At 62.6% G+C, this 16,943-nt stretch carries 19 protein-coding genes and 1 tRNA gene; 9 read left to right on the forward strand and 11 right to left on the reverse strand.

Features of this window, described 5'->3' with window-relative positions:
* Positions 1-130 precede the first annotated feature (130 nt).
* The 7 genes from ahpF to APH28_RS27000 all read right to left on the reverse strand — a co-directional run bounded on the left by ahpF (position 131) and on the right by APH28_RS27000 (position 7,155).
* Complete coding sequence (gene ahpF, locus APH28_RS26970; protein WP_060513462.1) at positions 131-1,693, reverse strand: alkyl hydroperoxide reductase subunit F; 1,563 nt, start codon at positions 1,691-1,693, stop codon at positions 131-133.
* A gap of 126 nt (positions 1,694-1,819) precedes the next feature.
* Positions 1,820-2,383, reverse strand: a complete 564-nt coding sequence (gene ahpC / locus APH28_RS26975) for an alkyl hydroperoxide reductase subunit C (RefSeq protein WP_054884952.1) — start codon at positions 2,381-2,383, stop codon at positions 1,820-1,822.
* Positions 2,384-2,590: 207 nt separating this feature from the next.
* Positions 2,591-3,946 (reverse strand): glutathione-disulfide reductase, encoded by a 1,356-nt coding sequence (gene gorA, locus APH28_RS26980; protein ID WP_060513463.1) that lies wholly within the window; start codon positions 3,944-3,946, stop codon positions 2,591-2,593.
* Between the two features lie 99 nt (positions 3,947-4,045).
* Entirely contained in the window at positions 4,046-4,885 is an 840-nt protein-coding gene (gene galU / locus APH28_RS26985) for a UTP--glucose-1-phosphate uridylyltransferase GalU (protein ID WP_060513464.1), read from the reverse strand.
* A gap of 197 nt (positions 4,886-5,082) precedes the next feature.
* Positions 5,083-6,003 (reverse strand): c-type cytochrome, encoded by a 921-nt coding sequence (locus APH28_RS26990; RefSeq protein ID WP_060513465.1) that lies wholly within the window; start codon positions 6,001-6,003, stop codon positions 5,083-5,085.
* Positions 6,000-6,650: a cytochrome c gene (locus APH28_RS26995; RefSeq protein ID WP_060513466.1), complete on the reverse strand. Its 651-nt coding sequence runs from the start codon at positions 6,648-6,650 to the stop codon at positions 6,000-6,002. The genes APH28_RS26990 and APH28_RS26995 overlap by 4 nt, the downstream gene beginning before the upstream one ends.
* A gap of 145 nt (positions 6,651-6,795) precedes the next feature.
* Positions 6,796-7,155, reverse strand: coding sequence for a hypothetical protein (locus APH28_RS27000; RefSeq protein ID WP_060513467.1), 360 nt, complete (start codon positions 7,153-7,155; stop codon positions 6,796-6,798).
* A gap of 159 nt (positions 7,156-7,314) precedes the next feature.
* Here APH28_RS27000 and APH28_RS27005 point away from each other — a divergent pair, with 159 nt between their 5' ends.
* From APH28_RS27005 to csrA, 8 genes are all read left to right on the forward strand, one after another.
* Complete coding sequence (locus APH28_RS27005) at positions 7,315-7,617, forward strand: DUF1883 domain-containing protein (RefSeq protein WP_016487931.1); 303 nt, start codon at positions 7,315-7,317, stop codon at positions 7,615-7,617.
* 7 nt (positions 7,618-7,624) lie between these two features.
* Positions 7,625-7,795 carry a hypothetical protein gene (locus APH28_RS28955; RefSeq protein ID WP_177334305.1) on the forward strand — a complete coding sequence of 57 codons (171 nt, stop codon included), beginning with the start codon at positions 7,625-7,627 and terminating at the stop codon, positions 7,793-7,795.
* A 24-nt stretch (positions 7,796-7,819) separates the two neighbouring features.
* Entirely contained in the window at positions 7,820-8,896 is a 1,077-nt protein-coding gene (locus APH28_RS27010; RefSeq protein ID WP_060513468.1) for a nitronate monooxygenase family protein, read from the forward strand.
* Between the two features lie 227 nt (positions 8,897-9,123).
* A complete protein-coding gene (gene modA / locus APH28_RS27015) occupies positions 9,124-9,882 on the forward strand; it encodes a molybdate ABC transporter substrate-binding protein (protein WP_060513469.1) in 759 nt (252 codons plus the stop codon).
* Positions 9,882-10,562 carry a molybdate ABC transporter permease subunit gene (gene modB / locus APH28_RS27020; protein ID WP_060513470.1) on the forward strand — a complete coding sequence of 227 codons (681 nt, stop codon included), beginning with the start codon at positions 9,882-9,884 and terminating at the stop codon, positions 10,560-10,562. The genes modA and modB overlap by 1 nt, the downstream gene beginning before the upstream one ends.
* A 1-nt stretch (position 10,563) precedes the next feature.
* The gene (gene modC / locus APH28_RS27025; protein WP_060513471.1) at positions 10,564-11,655 is read left to right on the forward strand and encodes a molybdenum ABC transporter ATP-binding protein; all 1,092 of its coding nucleotides are present in this window, start codon (positions 10,564-10,566) and stop codon (positions 11,653-11,655) included.
* Positions 11,656-11,712: 57 nt separating this feature from the next.
* A complete protein-coding gene (locus tag APH28_RS27030; RefSeq protein ID WP_060513472.1) occupies positions 11,713-12,735 on the forward strand; it encodes a DNA topoisomerase IB in 1,023 nt (340 codons plus the stop codon).
* Between the two features lie 254 nt (positions 12,736-12,989).
* On the forward strand, positions 12,990-13,187 hold the full coding sequence (csrA, locus tag APH28_RS27035; protein WP_012315047.1) for a carbon storage regulator CsrA: 198 nt from the start codon (positions 12,990-12,992) through the stop codon (positions 13,185-13,187).
* Between the two features lie 69 nt (positions 13,188-13,256).
* Here the strand turns inward: csrA and APH28_RS27040 are convergent, their stop codons facing one another.
* The 4 genes from APH28_RS27040 to APH28_RS27055 all read right to left on the reverse strand — a co-directional run bounded on the left by APH28_RS27040 (position 13,257) and on the right by APH28_RS27055 (position 16,615).
* Entirely contained in the window at positions 13,257-13,610 is a 354-nt protein-coding gene (locus APH28_RS27040) for a response regulator (protein ID WP_060513473.1), read from the reverse strand.
* Positions 13,611-13,622: 12 nt separating this feature from the next.
* Complete coding sequence (locus APH28_RS27045; protein ID WP_060513474.1) at positions 13,623-15,068, reverse strand: ATPase domain-containing protein; 1,446 nt, start codon at positions 15,066-15,068, stop codon at positions 13,623-13,625.
* A 5-nt stretch (positions 15,069-15,073) separates the two neighbouring features.
* Positions 15,074-16,234, reverse strand: coding sequence for a nitrogen regulation protein NR(II) (locus tag APH28_RS27050; RefSeq protein ID WP_060513475.1), 1,161 nt, complete (start codon positions 16,232-16,234; stop codon positions 15,074-15,076).
* Positions 16,235-16,330: 96 nt separating this feature from the next.
* Entirely contained in the window at positions 16,331-16,615 is a 285-nt protein-coding gene (locus APH28_RS27055; RefSeq protein ID WP_060513476.1) for a hypothetical protein, read from the reverse strand.
* Positions 16,616-16,820: 205 nt separating this feature from the next.
* On the opposite strand from APH28_RS27055, the gene APH28_RS27060 reads away from it, so the two are divergent.
* Positions 16,821-16,905, forward strand: a tRNA-Leu gene (locus APH28_RS27060).
* Positions 16,906-16,943: the final 38 nt, after the last annotated feature.

Genomic DNA, 16,943 nt, shown 5'->3' on the forward strand with positions numbered 1-16,943 from the left:
TGCGCTAAGCATAGCCACCCTCAGGTTTTGCTTTGTCAGTTACGGCCTTTTCGCGGGACAAGCCCGCGCCTACAGGGGGTACGCGACCCTTGTAGGAGCGGGCTTGCCCCGCGAAGTGGCCGGTAAAGGGTTACGCCGGCGCGGAAGTGCGGATCAGGTGATCGAACGCTGCCAGCGAGGCTTTGGCGCCCTCGCCTACCGCAATCACGATCTGCTTGTACGGCACGGTGGTCACGTCACCCGCGGCAAACACACCCGGCACACTGGTCTGGCCCTTGGCGTCGACAATGATCTCGCCACGCGGCGACAACTCGACAGTGCCCTTGAGCCAATCGGTGTTCGGCAACAGGCCGATCTGCACGAAGATGCCTTCCAGCGCCAGGTCATGCACCTCATCGGTGCTGCGATCCTTGTAACGCAAGCCCGTCACTTTCTCGCCATTGCCGACCACTTCGGTGGTCAGGGCGCTGGTGATCACCTTGACGTTCGGCAGGCTGTGCAGCTTGCGCTGCAGGACCGCGTCGGCACGCAGCTGGCTGTCAAATTCGATCAGCGTCACCTGGGCAACGATACCGGCCAGGTCGATGGCCGCTTCCACACCCGAGTTCCCGCCGCCGATCACCGCCACGCGCTTGCCCTTGAACAGCGGGCCGTCGCAGTGCGGGCAGTAGGCGACGCCACGGGCGCGGTATTCCTGCTCACCCGGCACGTTCATTTCGCGCCAGCGGGCGCCGGTGGCGAGGATCACGGTCTTGGCCTTGAGCGAGGCACCGCCGGCCAGGCGCACTTCATGCAGTCCGCCATCGGTGGCCGGGATCAGCGCTTCGCCGCGCTGCAGGTTCATGATGTCGACGTCGTACTGCTTGACGTGTTCTTCCAGCGCCGTGGCAAGCTTCGGCCCTTCGGTTTCCTGCACCGAAATGAAGTTCTCGATGGCCAGGGTATCGAGCACCTGGCCACCGAAACGCTCGGCGGCAACACCGGTGCGGATGCCTTTACGGGCGGCATAGATGGCCGCAGCAGCGCCAGCGGGGCCACCACCGACCACCAGCACGTCGAAAGCGTCCTTGGCGTTGATCTTCTCGGCCTGGCGTGCACCGGCATTGGTGTCGATCTTACCGAGGATTTCTTCCAGGCCCATGCGGCCCTGGCCGAACAGTTCGCCGTTCAGGTAGATGCTCGGCACCGCCATGATCTTGCGCGATTCGACTTCATCCTGGAACAACGCACCGTCGATGGCCACGTGGCGCACGTTGGGGTTGAGCACGGCCATCAGGTTCAGCGCCTGGACCACGTCCGGGCAGTTCTGGCACGACAGCGAGAAGTAGGTTTCGAAGGTGAACTCGCCGTCCAGTGCCTGGATCTGCTCAATCACTTCGGCACTGGCCTTGGACGGGTGGCCGCCGACTTGCAGCAGCGCCAGCACCAGGGAGGTGAATTCGTGGCCCATGGGGATACCGGCAAAGCGCAGGCTAATGTCGGCACCCGGGCGGTTCAGCGAGAACGAAGGGCGACGGGCATCGCTGCCGTCCGCGCTGAAGGTAATAAGGGTCGACAGGCTGGCAATCTCCACCAGCAGGTCGTGCAATTCGCGGGACTTCGCGCCGTCGTCGAGGGAGGCAACGATCTCGATCGGCTGGGTGACCCGCTCCAGGTAGGTTTTCAGTTGCGATTTAAGCGTGGCGTCCAACATACGGGCGATTCCTTTTTTCAAAACTCGGATACAAAAACGCCCAGGCGAGATCGCCCGGGCGTTCTTACGGGGCGGTGACTACTTCAGCTTTGGCGGCTGGCTACCGCCCGCGGGGTGCACATCGACTTAGATCTTGCCGACCAGGTCCAGCGATGGCGCCAGGGTAGCCTCGCCTTCTTTCCACTTGGCCGGGCACACTTCGCCTGGGTGAGCGGCAACGTACTGGGCAGCCTTGACCTTGCGCAGCAGCTCGGCTGCGTCGCGGCCAACACCACCGTCGTTCAGTTCGACGATCTTGATCTGGCCTTCCGGGTTGATCACGAAGGTACCGCGATCGGCCAGGCCGGCTTCTTCGATCAGCACGTCGAAGTTGCGCGAGATGACGTGGGTCGGGTCACCGATCAGCGGGTACTGGATCTTGCCGATGGTTTCCGAAGTGTCGTGCCAGGCTTTGTGGGTGAAGTGGGTGTCGGTCGACACGCCGTAGATCTCGACGCCCAGCTTCTGGAACTCGGCGTAGTTGTCGGCGAGGTCACCCAGCTCGGTCGGGCAGACGAAGGTGAAGTCGGCCGGGTAGAAGAACACGACGGACCACTTGCCTTTCAGGTCGGCTTCGCTGACCTGAACGAACTCGCCCTTGTGGTAGGCGGTGGCGTTGAACGGTTTGACCTGGCTGTTGATGATTGGCATGAGAGACGCTCCTTCATGGGGTTGGAATCAGTTGATGGAGAGAATCCTAACCGCTGGCCCCGACAAAGGCTCATTGGCAAAGCTCATACTTGTGATTGGTTTTGGCTATAACCGCAGATAATTAATAGAAGGGAATGGGCTGAGCAAAGGATTGCGGGGGTAGTCAGCGGCCTGATCGTCGGCAAGCCGCCGATCAGGCCGGTGGCATCAGCGGGTGACTGTACGCATGGTGACAAACTCTTCGGCGGCAGTCGGGTGCACGCCGATGGTCTCGTCGAACTGCAGCTTGGTCGCACCGGCCTTCAGCGCCACGCCCAGGCCCTGGATGATCTCGCCGGCATCCGGGCCAACCATGTGGCAGCCCAGTACCTTGTCGGTCTCGGCGTCGACCACCAACTTCATCAGGGTCTTTTCCTGAATGTCAGTGAGGGTCAGCTTCATGGCGCGGAAGCGGCTCTCGAAGATCTGCACCTTGTGCCCGGCTTCCAGCGCCTGCTCTTCGGTGAGGCCGACGGTGCCGATCGGTGGCTGGCTGAACACCGCAGTCGGGATGTTCTGATAATCCACCGGGCGGTACTGCTCAGGCTTGAACAGGCGCCGCGCCACCGCCATGCCTTCGGCCAGGGCCACCGGGGTGAGCTGCACGCGGCCGATCACATCGCCAATGGCAAGGATCGAGGGTGCGGTGGTCTGGTACTGCTCGTCGACGCGAATGAAGCCGCGGCTGTCCAGCTCAACGCCGGTGTTTTCCAGGCCCAGGTTGTCGAGCATCGGGCGGCGACCGGTGGCGTAGAATACGCAATCGGCGATCAGCTCGCGGCCATCCTTGAGGGTGGCTTTCAGGCTGCCATCGTCCAGCTTGTCGATGCGCTGGATGTCGGCGTTGAACTGCAGGTTCAGGCCGCGCTTTTCCAGCTCTTCCTTGAGGTGGGTACGCACCGAGCCGTCGAAGCCACGCAGGAACAGGTCACCGCGATAGAGCAAGGTGGTGTCGGCGCCCAGGCCCTGGAAGATGCCGGCGAACTCGACGGCAATGTAGCCACCGCCAACCACCAGCACGCGGCGCGGCAGGTCCTTCAGGTAGAACGCCTCGTTGGAGGTGATCGCCAGCTCCTTGCCGGGGATGTCCGGCACCTGCGGCCAGCCGCCGGTGGCAATCAGGATGTGCTCGGCGCTGTAGCGCTGGCCGTCCAGCTCCACTTCGTTGGCACCGGTGATGCGTGCATGGCCTTCCAGCAAGGTCACGCCGCTGTTCACCAGCAGGTTGCGATAGATGCCGTTGAGGCGCTCGATCTCGCGGTTCTTGTTGGCGATCAGCGTGCCCCAGTCGAAGTGGCCCTCTTCCAGGGTCCAGCCGAAGCCGGCAGCCTGTTCCAGCTCATCGGCGACGTGGGCGCCGTAGACCAGCAACTTTTTCGGCACGCAGCCGACGTTGACGCAGGTGCCACCCAGGTAGCGGCTCTCGGCCACTGCCACTTTTGCCCCAAAGCCCGCAGCGAAGCGCGCCGCACGCACACCGCCGGACCCGGCGCCAATCACGAACAGATCAAAATCGTAGGCCATGTATTCAGTCTCCTTGGCTGGCGCTCAGCATACCGCCGATAGCCGCCGCAAACAAAAAAGCCACCCCGAAGGGTGGCTCCTTTAACCTGCATTGGCGTATCAGTACGCCTTGCCGGCCTTGTAGAAATGCTCGAAGCAGAAGTTGGTCGCCTCGATGTAGCCTTCAGCGCCACCGCAGTCGAAACGCTTGCCCTTGAACTTGTAGGCGATCACGTTGCCTTCGGCAGCCTGTTTCATCAGCGCGTCGGTGATCTGGATCTCGCCACCTTTGCCCGGCTCGGTCTGTTCGATCTTCTCGAAGATGTCCGGGGTCAGGATGTAGCGACCGATGATCGCCAGGTTGGAAGGTGCATCTTCCGGCTTCGGCTTCTCGACCATCGAGTCGACGCGGAAGATGCCGTCCTTGATCTCTTCACCGGCAATGACGCCGTACTTGTTGGTTTCCTGCGGGTCGACTTCCTGAATGGCGACAATCGAGCAGCGGTATTTCTTGTACAGCGCGACCATCTGCGCCAGCACGCCGTCGCCTTCCAGGTTGACGCACAGGTCGTCCGCCAGCACCACGGCGAACGGCTCGTCACCGATCAGCGGGCGGCCGGTCAGGATGGCGTGACCCAGGCCTTTCATTTCGGTCTGGCGGGTGTAGGAGAACGAGCACTCGTCGAGCAGGCGACGGATACCGACCAGGTACTTCTCCTTGTCAGTGCCCTTGATCTGGTTTTCCAGCTCGTAGCTAATGTCGAAGTGGTCTTCCAGCGCGCGCTTGCCGCGGCCGGTGACGATGGAAATCTCGTTCAGGCCAGCATCCAATGCTTCTTCAACGCCATACTGGATCAGTGGCTTGTTGACCACCGGCAGCATTTCCTTGGGCATGGCTTTGGTAGCAGGCAGGAAGCGCGTGCCGTAGCCGGCTGCCGGGAACAAGCATTTCTTGATCATAAACATCCTTAAACATAGGCGAAGCCTGTGGAATTCGGCGCAGTCTAATCAGGCGGCATGCAGCTTACAATGCCTTGCCTGTGACGACCGCTGTCATCATAGAGACAACCCAGTGTAGATAGTTCCAGAAAGTTCGTGAAAATCCCGTCATCCGGCCCCTTCGGGGCAAGCGCGAAAGGGCCGGTGCAACGGCGGGATCAGCGACCGCTGCCCTGCCCGATCAGCACCCCGTCGACCTGTTGGCCATACAGGTTGACGCCATCGTTGGCGTGGAACTTCAGCCGTGTCTTCTCGATGGAGCCGTCCACCAGCCGTGGGTCCTGGGGACGCTCATGGCGATTGACCCAGGCGGCCACGTCCCAGGCCTGCTGGTCGCTCAGGCTGCCCGGCTTGCCCAGTGGCATGTTGTACTTGATGAACGACGCCGCAGTATTGATCCGGTGCATGCCGGCGCCCCAGTTGTAGGAGTCCTTGCCCCACAGTGGCGGCATCACATATTCGCCCGCCACCTTCTGCCCCTCGCCGTTGTCACCGTGGCAGATGGCGCACTGTTCGCCGTAGACCTGCTGGCCGCGCTTGAAGTCGTAGCCGCCTTTAGGCTGTGGCACCTCGGGGTAGCCGCGGCCGGCAATTTCCACGCCCGTAGGGGCCTTGGTCGAAAGCCAGTACGAATACACCGCAAGCGCTGTCATCTGCGGGCTGTCGGCGGCGGGTGGCTTGCCGTTCATGCTGAACTGGAAGCAGCCCTGGATGCGCTCGGCAAAGGTGTTCACCTTGTCGTTCTTCTTGCGGTAGGCCGGGTACATCGGATAGGCGCCCCACAGCGGCGCGGAATGCGCCAGGCGGCCCTGGTCGAGGTGGCAGTTGCTGCAGTTCATGCCATTGCCCACTGCGTCGGGCATCAGCCGGCGGGTATCGACGAACAGCGCGTACCCCTCGCGGACCATCTTGCCAAAGGCATTGTCCGGCAGCTCACTCTCGGCGGGCGGTGCGAACTGTGGCGCGGCCTGGGGATCGGAGACCTTGAGCTGCGACTGGTCTTCCATGGCGATGGGCGTCGGGCTGGCCATGGCATTGCCCATGCCCAGCAACAGCAACGTTGGCAACAGTGTTTTCATGGCTTGACCTCCGGGCTGGCGAGCAGGGCGAAGTACTCGGCAATCGCCTTGACCTCGGCGTCGGTCATGGCCTTGGCCACGCCGACCATCAACTGGTTGGGGTCATTGCTGCGGCTGCCGTCGCGCCAGGCGTTGAGTTGCGCCACCAAGTAGGCGGCGGGCTGCCCGGCCAGTGGCGGGAAGTGCTCGCCAACGCCACTGCCGCCTGGACCATGGCACTGCACGCAACCGGGGATCTGCCGGCTCCAGTCACCATAAAGGGCCAGGCGTTCGGTGGGGTTGCTGGCCATCTGCTGGCGACGCAGGTCTGGGGCAGGATCATGCGGCAGGCCGGCCAGGTAATGGCTGACGGCCTCGATCTCATCGACACTCAGGGCTTTGGCCAATGGCGCCATGACCGGCTGCTGACGGCTACCCGTGCGCCAGTCATGCAGCTGCTTGCTCAGGTAACCTGCCGGCAGGCCAGCCAGGCGGGGGAACCCTGCGGCGGCAACGCCCTTGCCATCCGGGCCATGGCAGCCCAGGCAGGCCATGGCGGCGGGGTTGGCCCCGCCCTGGGTAAAGATTTTCTGGCCATCGGCGGCATGCGCCGCGGGCCAGGCCAGGATCAGCAGGCTGCTGATCACGACGCGACTCAACGGTTTCATCACGAATCTCCATTTCTTTTGTTATAAGCTTAGACTTAAAAAACATAAGCAAATGGATACTAGACCCGTCAGGGAATTCGTAACAACGCCCTGGCCGACCAGGGGATGGCAATTGGCCTTTTAACCGCCCATCCCTTGAGCCAGATCAACTACCCGAGATGCACTCGGTCGTCGCCTCGCGTACATCACCCGGGCGCAGCGGGAAGTTGTTCAAACGTTCATGCAGCTTGATGCTGCTGCCGCTGCCACGCTTGTGGATGTCGAGCAACGCTGCCGGCCCGGCACCTGCCGTGAGTTTTTGCGGCACAATCAGACGCAAACCGTCATCGCGCTGTTCCTCCACCAGCGGGTCACGGCTCTTGGCCAGGTGAGCCTTGATGCAATCGGCATACTCACGGGGCGTCTTGCCAGACATGACATCCATGGTTTCATGGGATTGCTCAAGTTCCGCAACGCTGACACAACCGCCCAGCGTCAGGAACAACGCCGCCACCATCCACTTCATTTGACGCACCTCGAATGACAAGAAAGCGTAGGACAACAGCCAAGCGGTTTTGCTCCGCGCTTGTGCCGCTTTATCTGCCAAGTGCCATCAGGCGCGGCAGCGCATGCCGACATCGTGGTATCGTTCGCCTTTGCAGAACCAATCTTTGCGGAGCACCCCATGAAATTCGTACACCAGCGCGAGCACCTCAACGAGGACGATATCGTCGTCATCGAGTGCTCCCAGCGCTGCAACATCCGCCTGATGAACGACGCCAACTTCCGCAGCTTCAAAAACGGCGGCCGGCACACCTACCACGGTGGCCAGTTCGTAGACTTCCCGGCCAAGATTACCGTGCCGAGCACGGGTTTCTGGAACATCACCATCGATACCGTGACCACACGGCCGATCTCGGTGACACGCAAGCCGACCTTGAGCCACAAGATCAAGATCATCCGCCGTTCATCTTCAAAACTCAGATAAAACTGTCATGACCCAGAACATCAAATACGTCATCAAGTACAAACTCGACGGCCAGCGCCGCTGGGACTTCGCAGTGATGGCCGACGCCTCGCACGAACAGGCCATCGAAGCCTTGCGCAAGATCCACGGCGAAGACGCTGAGAAGGTCACCGACATCCAGGTGAGCAAAGCACTGTAAGGCACCCGCGACAAGGAGCAGCGCATGAGCAACTGGCCCGACCGTCGTATTCTCGATCTGCTGGGCATCGAGTTGCCCATTCTCCAGGCGCCAATGGCCGGCGCCAGCGGCTCGGCCATGGCGATAGCGGTGGCCAGGGCGGGTGGGCTGGGCGCCCTGCCCTGCGCCATGCTCACGGGCGACCAGGTGCGTGGCGAGATCGAAGCGTTCCGCACGGCCTGCCCTGGCCAGCCGCTGAACTTGAACTTCTTCTGCCACCAGCCGCCAGCGCCCGACCCCGAGCGCGATGCCCGCTGGAAGCAGGCACTTGAAGCGTACTACGCCGAAGTGGGCGCCGACTTCGCAGCACCTACGCCGGTTTCCAACCGTGCACCCTTCGATGAACAGAGCTGCGTGCTGGTCGAGCAGATGCGCCCGGACGTGGTGAGTTTCCACTTTGGCCTGCCGCAAGCTGCACTGCTGCAGCGGGTCAAGGCCAGCGGTGCCAAGGTGCTATCCAGTGCCACCACGGTGGAGGAAGCACTGTGGCTCGAAGCCAATGGCTGCGATGCGATCATCGCTATGGGCTATGAAGCCGGCGGCCATCGCGGCATGTTCCTCAGCGACGACATCACCAGCCAGATCGGCACCTTCGCCCTGGTGCCCCAAATTGCCGATGCCGTGCACCTGCCGGTGATCGCCGCCGGTGGCATCGGCGACCACCGCGGCCTGGTGGCGGCCCTGGCCCTGGGCGCCAGCGCCGTGCAGATCGGCACGGCCTACCTGTTCTGCCCGGAGGCCAAGGTCTCTCCCGCCCACCGCCGTGCATTGGACACGGCACAGGCCAGTGACACGGCATTGACCAACCTGTTCACCGGGCGCCCGGCGCGCGGCATCAACAACCGCATCATGCGCGAGCTGGGGCCGATGAGCGATCTGGCCCCACGCTTTCCCTTGGCCGGTGGGGCCTTGATGCCGCTGCGGGCAATTACCGATGCGCAGGGCAACAGTGATTTCAGCAACCTGTGGTCGGGGCAGGCGTTGCGCCTGGGGCGGCCTATGCCGGCTGAGCAGCTGACCCGGGAGATTGCCGAAAAGGCCCTGGCGCGGATCACCCGTTAGGGTCTTGAATCCGCGTCTGCTTCTTCGCGGGCATGCCCGCTCCCACAGGTGCTGTGCATGCCTTGAGGCCTGTGAAATTCCTGTGGGAGCGGGCTTGCCCGCGAAGAGGCCTGCACAGCCAACATAATTTCCTCAGGCCATAACCCTTCCTTCAGCCCCTTCCCGACAAATGGCCTATCGCTATATAGTTCACACCATAACGATAACCACCTCAAGGAGCTGTCTTCATGCGTATTCGCCTGTCCCACCTGGCCGCCACTGCCCTGGCGAGCCTGATCTCCTTCAACAGCGCCTGGGCCGACGAGGTGCAGGTGGCGGTCGCGGCGAACTTCACAGCGCCCATCCAGGCCATTGCCAAGGACTTCGAGAAAGACACCGGCTACAAGCTGGTCGCCGCCTATGGCGCCACCGGGCAGTTCTACGCGCAGATCAAGAACGGCGCGCCGTTTGAAGTGTTCCTCGCTGCCGATGACAGCACCCCGAAAAAGCTGGAAGAGGAAAAGGAAATCGTCCCGGGCTCGCGCTTCACCTACGCCACCGGCACCCTGGCCCTGTGGTCGGCCAAGCCGGGCTATGTGGATGACAAGGGTGAAGTGCTGAAGAACAACCAGTTCCAGCACCTGTCCATCGCCAACCCGAAAGCCGCCCCTTACGGCCTGGCCGCCACCCAGGTGCTGGACAACCTGAAGCTGACCGAGGCCACCAAGGCCAAGATCGTCGAAGGCCAGAACATCACCCAGGCCTACCAGTTCGTCTCCACCGGCAACGCCGAACTGGGCTTCGTCGCCCTGTCGCAGATCTACAAGGACGGCAAGGTCGAAAGCGGTTCGGCCTGGATCGTTCCGGCCAACTTGCACGAGCCGATCCTGCAGGATGCGGTCATCCTCAACAAAGGCAAGGACAACCCGGCTGCCAAAGCGCTTGTCGACTACCTGAAAGGCCCGAAAGCCGCAGCGGTGATCAAGTCCTACGGTTATGAAATCTGATGCCACTGGACGCCAGTGACCTCGGCGCGGTCTGGCTGACCATCAAACTGGCCAGCCTGACCACGCTGATCCTGCTGATCGTCGGAACGCCCATCGCCTGGTGGCTGGCGCGCACGCGCTCGTGGCTGCGCGGGCCGGTGGGCGCGGTGGTGGCGTTGCCACTGGTGTTGCCACCGACGGTGATCGGCTTTTACCTGCTGATCGCCCTGGGCCCGCACGGCTGGCTCGGCCAGGCTACCCAGGCCATGGGCCTGGGTACCGTGGTGTTCAGTTTCACGGGCCTGGTGATCGGCTCGGTGGTGTATTCCATGCCCTTCGTGGTGCAGCCGCTGCAGAACGCCTTCGGCGCCATCGGCCAGCGCCCCCTGGAGGTGGCCGCGACCCTGCGCGCCAGCCCCTGGGACACCTTCGTCCACGTAGTGCTGCCGCTGGCTCGCCCCGGCTTCGTTACTGCCAGCATCCTCGGCTTTGCCCATACTGTGGGCGAGTTCGGCGTGGTGCTGATGATCGGTGGCAACATCCCCGACAAGACCCGCGTGGTCTCGGTGCAGATCTTCGATCACGTCGAAGCCATGGCATATTCGCAAGCCCACTGGCTGGCTGGCGCCATGCTGGTGTTTGCGTTCCTGGTACTGCTCCTGCTCTACGCCGGGCGCCGTAGCAAAGCTGGCTGGAGCTGACATGAGCGGATCGATTGTGGTGCGCCTGAAGCTGGCGCGCGACGACTTCACCCTGGACGTCGACCTCAACCTGCCTGGCCGCGGTATCAGCGCGCTGTTCGGCCACTCAGGCTCGGGCAAGACCTCGTGCCTGCGTTGCCTGGCCGGCCTGGAGCGGGCGGCCAGCGCGTATATCGAGATCAACGGCGAGGTCTGGGAAGACAGCGCCCGTGGCCACTTCCTGGCACCCCATTTGCGCCCGGTGGGCTACGTATTCCAGGAGGCCAGCCTGTTCGCGCACCTGTCGGTGCGCGGCAACCTGGAATTTGGCTGGCGGCGCGTCGCTGCGGCCGAGCGTAAGGTGAGCCTCGACCAAGCGACCGAACTCCTGGGCATCGGCCACCTGCTCGCCCGCAAACCGGCCACGTTGTCGGGCGGCGAAGCACAACGGGTCGGCATTGCCCGCGCATTGCTCAGCAGCCCGCGGCTGTTGTTGATGGACGAACCGTTGGCCGCATTGGACGGGCCACGCAAGCGCGAGATCCTGCCGTACCTCGAACGCCTGCACGAGCAACTGGACATCCCGCTGGTGTATGTCAGCCATGCCCAGGACGAAGTGGCACGCCTGGCCGACCACCTGGTGCTGCTGGAGCAAGGCCGGGCCATGGCCAGCGGGCCGATCGGCGAGACCTTGGCGCGCCTCGACCTGTCACTGGCCCAGGGTGAGGACGCCGGGGTGGTATTCGAGGGCATGGTCGTCGGCCACGATCCGCACTACGACCTGCTTGACCTGCGGCTGTCCGGCAGCGACGCGCTGTTGCTGCGCATCGCCCACCCGGCGCACAGCATGGGCAGCACCTTGCGGGTCAAGGTCCAGGCCCGGGATGTGAGCCTGGCGCTGCGTGCCGACAGTACCTCGAGCATCCTCAATCGCCTGCCGGTGCGGGTGCGCGAAACGCGCCCGGCGGACAACCCGGCGCACGTGCTGGTTAGCCTGGATGCCGGTGGCAATGCCTTGCTGGCGCGCATCACCCGGTACTCGGCAGACCAACTCGGCCTGCACCCGGGCCAGGCGCTGTTCGCGCAGATCAAGTCAGTGGCACTGTTGGGCTGAGCATCATCGAAGCGGCTGTTGTCCATTGATCAGTGACCTGATCGAGACCTGCCGCCGATGCTTGAATGCCCTCTGCCACCCAGCCTGCACTACGTCGACGACAGCCAGCCGGGCCTGACCCGACGCCGCTGGCGCGACCGTTTCATCTACCTCGACGCCCAGGGGCAGCGCATTCGCGACAGCGAAACCCTGGCGCGCATCGCTGCGCTGGTGATCCCGCCGGCCTACACCGATGTGTGGATTTGCGCCGACCCACAGGGTCACCTGCAGGCCACCGGCGTCGATGCCCGTGGACGCAAGCAATACCGCTATCACCCGCAATGGCGCGAGCTGCGCGACCAGCACAAGTACAGTCGCATGCTGGCCTTCGCCCATGCCCTGCCGAAGTTGCGCGCACAGCTCGAAGCGCATTTGGCCCGCCCGGGGCTTGACCGGGAAAAGGTCATGGCGCTGGTCGTAAGCCTGCTTGATCACACCCTGATTCGCATCGGCAACCAACGGTATTTGCGCGACAACCAGTCCTATGGGCTAACCACCCTGCGCAACCGACACGTGCAGGTCAAGGGCAGCACCGTGCGCTTCCAGTTCCGCGGCAAGCGTGGCGTGGAGCACAATGTGACGCTGCGTGACCGGCGCCTGGCCAACCTGCTCAAGCGCTGCATGGAACTGCCCGGGCAGGCGTTGTTTCAGTACCTGGACGACGACGGCCAGCGGCACAGCATCGGCTCCAGCGAGGTCAACCAGTTCCTGCAACAGTTAACCGGCGCCGACTTTACCGCCAAGGACTACCGCACCTGGGCTGGCAGCAGCCTGGCCCTGAGCCTGCTCAGGCCGCTGGCCTGGGAGCCGGAAAGCGAAGCCCGGCGCCAGGTTGCCGGCATCGTCAAACAGGTGGCCGCACGCCTGGGCAACACCCCGGCGGTGTGCCGGCGCTGCTACATCCACCCCGCCGTACTCGAGCATTACGCCCTTGGGCGCTTGGCCGACTTGCCCGGGCGCCGGGTACGCAAGGGGCTGGATGCCGACGAGGTGGCCTTGCTGCTGTTTCTGCAAGCCCTGGAAACAACAGACGATGATTGAGCTGGACTATTTAGCCCATCATGCAGAGAAATTTCCCATAAAGGCCGAAGCCCCCTATTCTTGCCGTCGAGCACCTTCGCCGAATCGCTTGACAGCATTAACCTCGGCACCTGCGACTAAAGACACGCAACAGAATTTGTCTTTCGGGGAATTACTATCCGCCGAAAGCGTCTTTAATGAGAAGGAAGAGGGACCAGCTCCCACCGATGCGGCCCAATGGCCTGTCGGATTTCTACATCACCAAGGAGAACTACATGCTGATACTCACCCGTAAGGTTGGCGAAAGTATCGTCATCAACGATGACATCAAAGTCACCATTCTGGGCGTAAAAGGGATGCAGGTGAGGATTGGCATCGATGCACCCAAGGATGTCCAGGTGCACCGTGAAGAAATCTTCAAGCGCATCCAGGCCGGCAGCCCGGCTCCGGAAAAGCACGACGATCAACACTGACCTGGCAACTCGCTTCAAGCCGCACGGACGCGCTTGATCGAATGGTCGGCGCACGCCGCAACCTGAACCTCAGGTGCCGAGCAGCTCGCGCACCTTCGCGATCATCCTGTCCATGTCGAATGGCTTGTCGAAGACCGCAGCGAAGAGTTCCGGGCGCCCTTGGCTGGCCTGGGCACCGCTCATGAGGATCACCGGCAGGTCAGGCAGCTTCAGTTCGTCGCGAATTGCCCGCACCAGCTCCTCACCATTGAGCACTGGCATCATGTAGTCGGTGATCACCAGTTCCACGCGCTTTTCCTTCAATGCCTCCAGGGCCTTGCGCCCGTTGCTCGCTTTTTCCACGAGAAAGCCTTCGTCCTCCAGGGCATAGCCGAGGATATCGGCAATCAAGTACTCGTCATCGACGATCAGGATGGTGTTCATCGACAGGCCCCGTCAGCCCTGCCCTTGGGGCACCGGCGAGCCCGAAAGCACGCCACTGGCGCCCTCGAACGCCTTGTGCAAACTGATGCCCTGCGGCCCGATGTGCAGCGCGTGCAACGCAGGGTCGTGATGGCTGTCGCGTACCTTCAGGATCGACAGCATGCGCCGCAACCGCGAATCCAGTTCGACGAAGCGCATCAGCATGAGGTTGTCGACGATGCTCGACAGGTCCGGCGCCGGGGCGGTGATTTCCGAGCCGAAGATATCGCGCATCTCCCACGTGAGCATCACGCTGATATCCCGCGCCCGCAGCTCGCCAGCCAGCGCACGGAAAAAGGCATTGAGCCGCGCGGGGTCGGTGGCCAGGCGACTGAACGCACCCAAGCTGTCGATCAGTACGCGCTTGCTGCCCTGCTGCTCGACACGTTCGAGCAGGCGCGCACCCACCTGGTCCAACAAACCTTCAGTGGTCGGTTGCCAGCACAGGTGCAAGGCGCCCGAACGCTCGAGGGCGTCGAAATCGTAGTCCAGCGACGCAGCCTTCAGGCGCAACCTGGCGGGCGTTTCGTAAAAGCCGAAATGCAGTGCCGGCTGCTCGGCGCTGGCTGCCGACAGAAACGCCAGGCCCAGCGAAGTCTTGCCGATCCCCGAGGGGCCCATCAACAAGCTGACCGAGCCCGTCGCCAAACCGCCATCAAGCATCTCATCCAGTGTCGGAACGCCCGTTGAAATGCGGTTCAAGCTGGCCGAACCGAGCTTGCTGGGATGGCTGTGGAGTGATTCCAGGCGCGGGTAGACATGCATCCCCGCCGCATCGATCAGGCACTCGTGACGCCCGGACAGCGCCCCGCTGCCCCGCGTCTTGCGCAGCTGTACATGGCGCACTGCACGGCTGCCTACCAGTTGCTCGCCCAACTCGATCACGCCATCGACCATGGTGTGCTCAGGGCTGCCTTCATCGAGCCGCGCGCTGGTCAACAGCAGCACGGTACAGCCGGCGAATGCCGCGTGCCCTTGCAGCTCCGAAACGAACTTCTTGGTGTCCAGTGACGTTTCCGCTCGCACCCGGGCATTGAGCATCCCATCGACGATCAGCAGGGTCGCTTGCTGCCTGACGATCTCCTGACGCAGCAACTTGACCACCGCATCCAGCCCTTCCTGTTCGAGGGCATCGAAGGCGCTGACGAACTGGATCTGGTCACCGACCAGGGTCGGGTCGAAAAACTCGAGCGTTGCCAGGTACTGGAACAGGCGCTCATGGGATTCACTGAGCAAGGTCGCCACCAGCACCCTGCCACCACCCCGCACGTGGTTGCAGGCCAACTGGTTGGCCAGGATGGTCTTGCCCGCTCCCGGGGGGCCTTGAACGATGTAGGAAGCGCCCGCAACCAAGCCGCCCCTGAGCAGTGCATCGAGGCCTTCGATCCCAGTGACCAACCGCTTGAGTGCTTGCACCATGGTGGTTACCTACTGTCTTGTGCCCTTGCATCAGGCTGATAGGCCGGCAGATAAAGGCGCATGCATGTGCCCTGGCCCGGCGTGCTTTCGACACTGATGGTGCCATTGCTCTGCTTGGCAAAGCCGTAGACCTGGCTGAGGCCAAGGCCGGTGCCCTTGCCGAACGGCTTGGTGGTGAAGAACGGCTCGAAGATGCGCGGCAGCACCAGCGGGTCGATACCGTCACCGTTGTCATTCACTTCGAAGCACACGAACTTACCGTGTAGCCCCTCCACTTCGCCCGCCAACTCGACTGCAAGCACCGCCAGGTCGATCGTGCCCCGCTCGCCTGTCGCATCGCGCGCATTGAACACAAGGTTCAGCAGCACCATCTGCAACTGCCCGATATCCACCTCGATCAGCGGCAGATCGGGCTGCACATACTCCTTCAGCACGATTTCACGCGGGAGCGCATGTTCCAGCAGCCCCAGGGTGGATGCCAACAGCTTGGCCGGGGCGATGAGCGAGACATCCAGCTGCCGATGCCGGGCGAAGGTGAGCAGTTGCTGGGTCAGCTCGGTGCCGCGCTGCCCGGCATCGAGGATATGCTCGAGCATGCGCTGCAGCCGCGCCGGGTCTTGGCTGGCCTGCGCCAGGCGTGCCGAGCTGATGATGATGGTCAGCAGGTTGTTGAAATCATGCGCCAGGCCTCCGGTGAGCTGGCCCAAGGCTTCGAGCTTCTGCGCCTGGAACAGTTGAGCACGCACCGCGTCGAGCTGCAGTGCCGATTCGCGCCTGTCGGTGATATCACGGGTGACCTTGGCCAAGCCGACGATCTGCCCCTGTTCGTCGCGGATCACATCAAGCGCGGCCAAGGCCCAGAACTGCGTGCCATCCTTGCGCACACGCCAGCCTTCGTCCTGCGCTACGCCCTGCTCAAGAGCCTGCTTGATCAGACGCTCCGGGCGCCCTTCGGCGCAATCCTGCGGGGTGAAAAACAACGAGAAGTGCCGACCGATGACTTCTTCGGCGCGATAGCCCTTGATCCGTTGTGCGCCTGCATTCCAGGACACCACATGGCCGGTGGGGTCGAGCATGTAGATGGCGTAATCCACCACCGATTGCACCAGCTGCTCGTAGCGGCTGGCGGGTATGACAGGGTGATCGATACAGTCGGCCGAAACCATGCAAACTCCACAGGCACTGCGGGAGGGGGACCTGATCAGCTTAGCCAAGCGTACTCACCTGTAACAACATCTGCCACAGCGTGCTGTAACAGACTATCAAGGCTCGGGTTCGACCAATACCGGGCTGACTCGTCGCGGCATCGCCACTTTCAGCAGCCACAGGCCCACCAGCAGAATCAGGCCGCCACCTCCCAGCGCCATCAGGCGTTGTGGTTGCGGGTGTTCGGCATCAAAACCGAGCATCAACAGATAGCCACCGAGGGTGATCAGGCTAAGGTACAGAAAGGCCCCCATCAGCATGACTTGTGCGAACAACAGGCGCCAGAACAACCGAGGACGGACAGTGCGCCCGGCATTAGACGAGGAAGTGGCCTGGGACATGGCATAACGCTCATTGGATCCAACAGGCGGGCAACAGTGGCCTAATGACAGCAAGGTGTCAATTGCCCGTTCGATCGACGCCCTCATTCCTTTGATCATAGGCGCTGCGATTTGACTCAACTATAACAATGGGTTATAAAGCGCACTTGATTGTCAGGCCCTTCTGCCTAGAAGCGCGCCGGTCCGATACGACCCTTTCAAGCGTGCGAGTGTGGTGGAATTGGTATACACAGCAGACTTAAAATCTGTCGGCGTGAGCCTTGCGGGTTCGAGTCCCGCCACTCGCACCAAACTCCGTTGAAAAGGCGCCCTTGCGGCGCCTTTTTGC

Source organism: Pseudomonas sp. NBRC 111124, assembly GCF_001320245.1.
Classification (GTDB): Bacteria; Pseudomonadota; Gammaproteobacteria; order Pseudomonadales; family Pseudomonadaceae; genus Aquipseudomonas.

Coding starts and splice junctions, on each gene's coding strand:
- ahpF (WP_060513462.1), bottom strand. CDS start 1,693: ATGTTGGACGCCACGCTTAAATCGCAACTGAAAACCTACCTGGAGCGG.
- ahpC (WP_054884952.1), bottom strand. CDS start 2,383: ATGCCAATCATCAACAGCCAGGTCAAACCGTTCAACGCCACCGCCTAC.
- gorA (WP_060513463.1), bottom strand. CDS start 3,946: ATGGCCTACGATTTTGATCTGTTCGTGATTGGCGCCGGGTCCGGCGGT.
- galU (WP_060513464.1), bottom strand. CDS start 4,885: ATGATCAAGAAATGCTTGTTCCCGGCAGCCGGCTACGGCACGCGCTTC.
- APH28_RS26990 (WP_060513465.1), bottom strand. CDS start 6,003: ATGAAAACACTGTTGCCAACGTTGCTGTTGCTGGGCATGGGCAATGCC.
- APH28_RS26995 (WP_060513466.1), bottom strand. CDS start 6,650: ATGAAACCGTTGAGTCGCGTCGTGATCAGCAGCCTGCTGATCCTGGCC.
- APH28_RS27000 (WP_060513467.1), bottom strand. CDS start 7,155: ATGAAGTGGATGGTGGCGGCGTTGTTCCTGACGCTGGGCGGTTGTGTC.
- APH28_RS27005 (WP_016487931.1), top strand. CDS start 7,315: ATGAAATTCGTACACCAGCGCGAGCACCTCAACGAGGACGATATCGTC.
- APH28_RS28955 (WP_177334305.1), top strand. CDS start 7,625: ATGACCCAGAACATCAAATACGTCATCAAGTACAAACTCGACGGCCAG.
- APH28_RS27010 (WP_060513468.1), top strand. CDS start 7,820: ATGAGCAACTGGCCCGACCGTCGTATTCTCGATCTGCTGGGCATCGAG.
- modA (WP_060513469.1), top strand. CDS start 9,124: ATGCGTATTCGCCTGTCCCACCTGGCCGCCACTGCCCTGGCGAGCCTG.
- modB (WP_060513470.1), top strand. CDS start 9,882: ATGCCACTGGACGCCAGTGACCTCGGCGCGGTCTGGCTGACCATCAAA.
- modC (WP_060513471.1), top strand. CDS start 10,564: ATGAGCGGATCGATTGTGGTGCGCCTGAAGCTGGCGCGCGACGACTTC.
- APH28_RS27030 (WP_060513472.1), top strand. CDS start 11,713: ATGCTTGAATGCCCTCTGCCACCCAGCCTGCACTACGTCGACGACAGC.
- csrA (WP_012315047.1), top strand. CDS start 12,990: ATGCTGATACTCACCCGTAAGGTTGGCGAAAGTATCGTCATCAACGAT.
- APH28_RS27040 (WP_060513473.1), bottom strand. CDS start 13,610: ATGAACACCATCCTGATCGTCGATGACGAGTACTTGATTGCCGATATC.
- APH28_RS27045 (WP_060513474.1), bottom strand. CDS start 15,068: ATGGTGCAAGCACTCAAGCGGTTGGTCACTGGGATCGAAGGCCTCGAT.
- APH28_RS27050 (WP_060513475.1), bottom strand. CDS start 16,234: ATGGTTTCGGCCGACTGTATCGATCACCCTGTCATACCCGCCAGCCGC.
- APH28_RS27055 (WP_060513476.1), bottom strand. CDS start 16,615: ATGTCCCAGGCCACTTCCTCGTCTAATGCCGGGCGCACTGTCCGTCCT.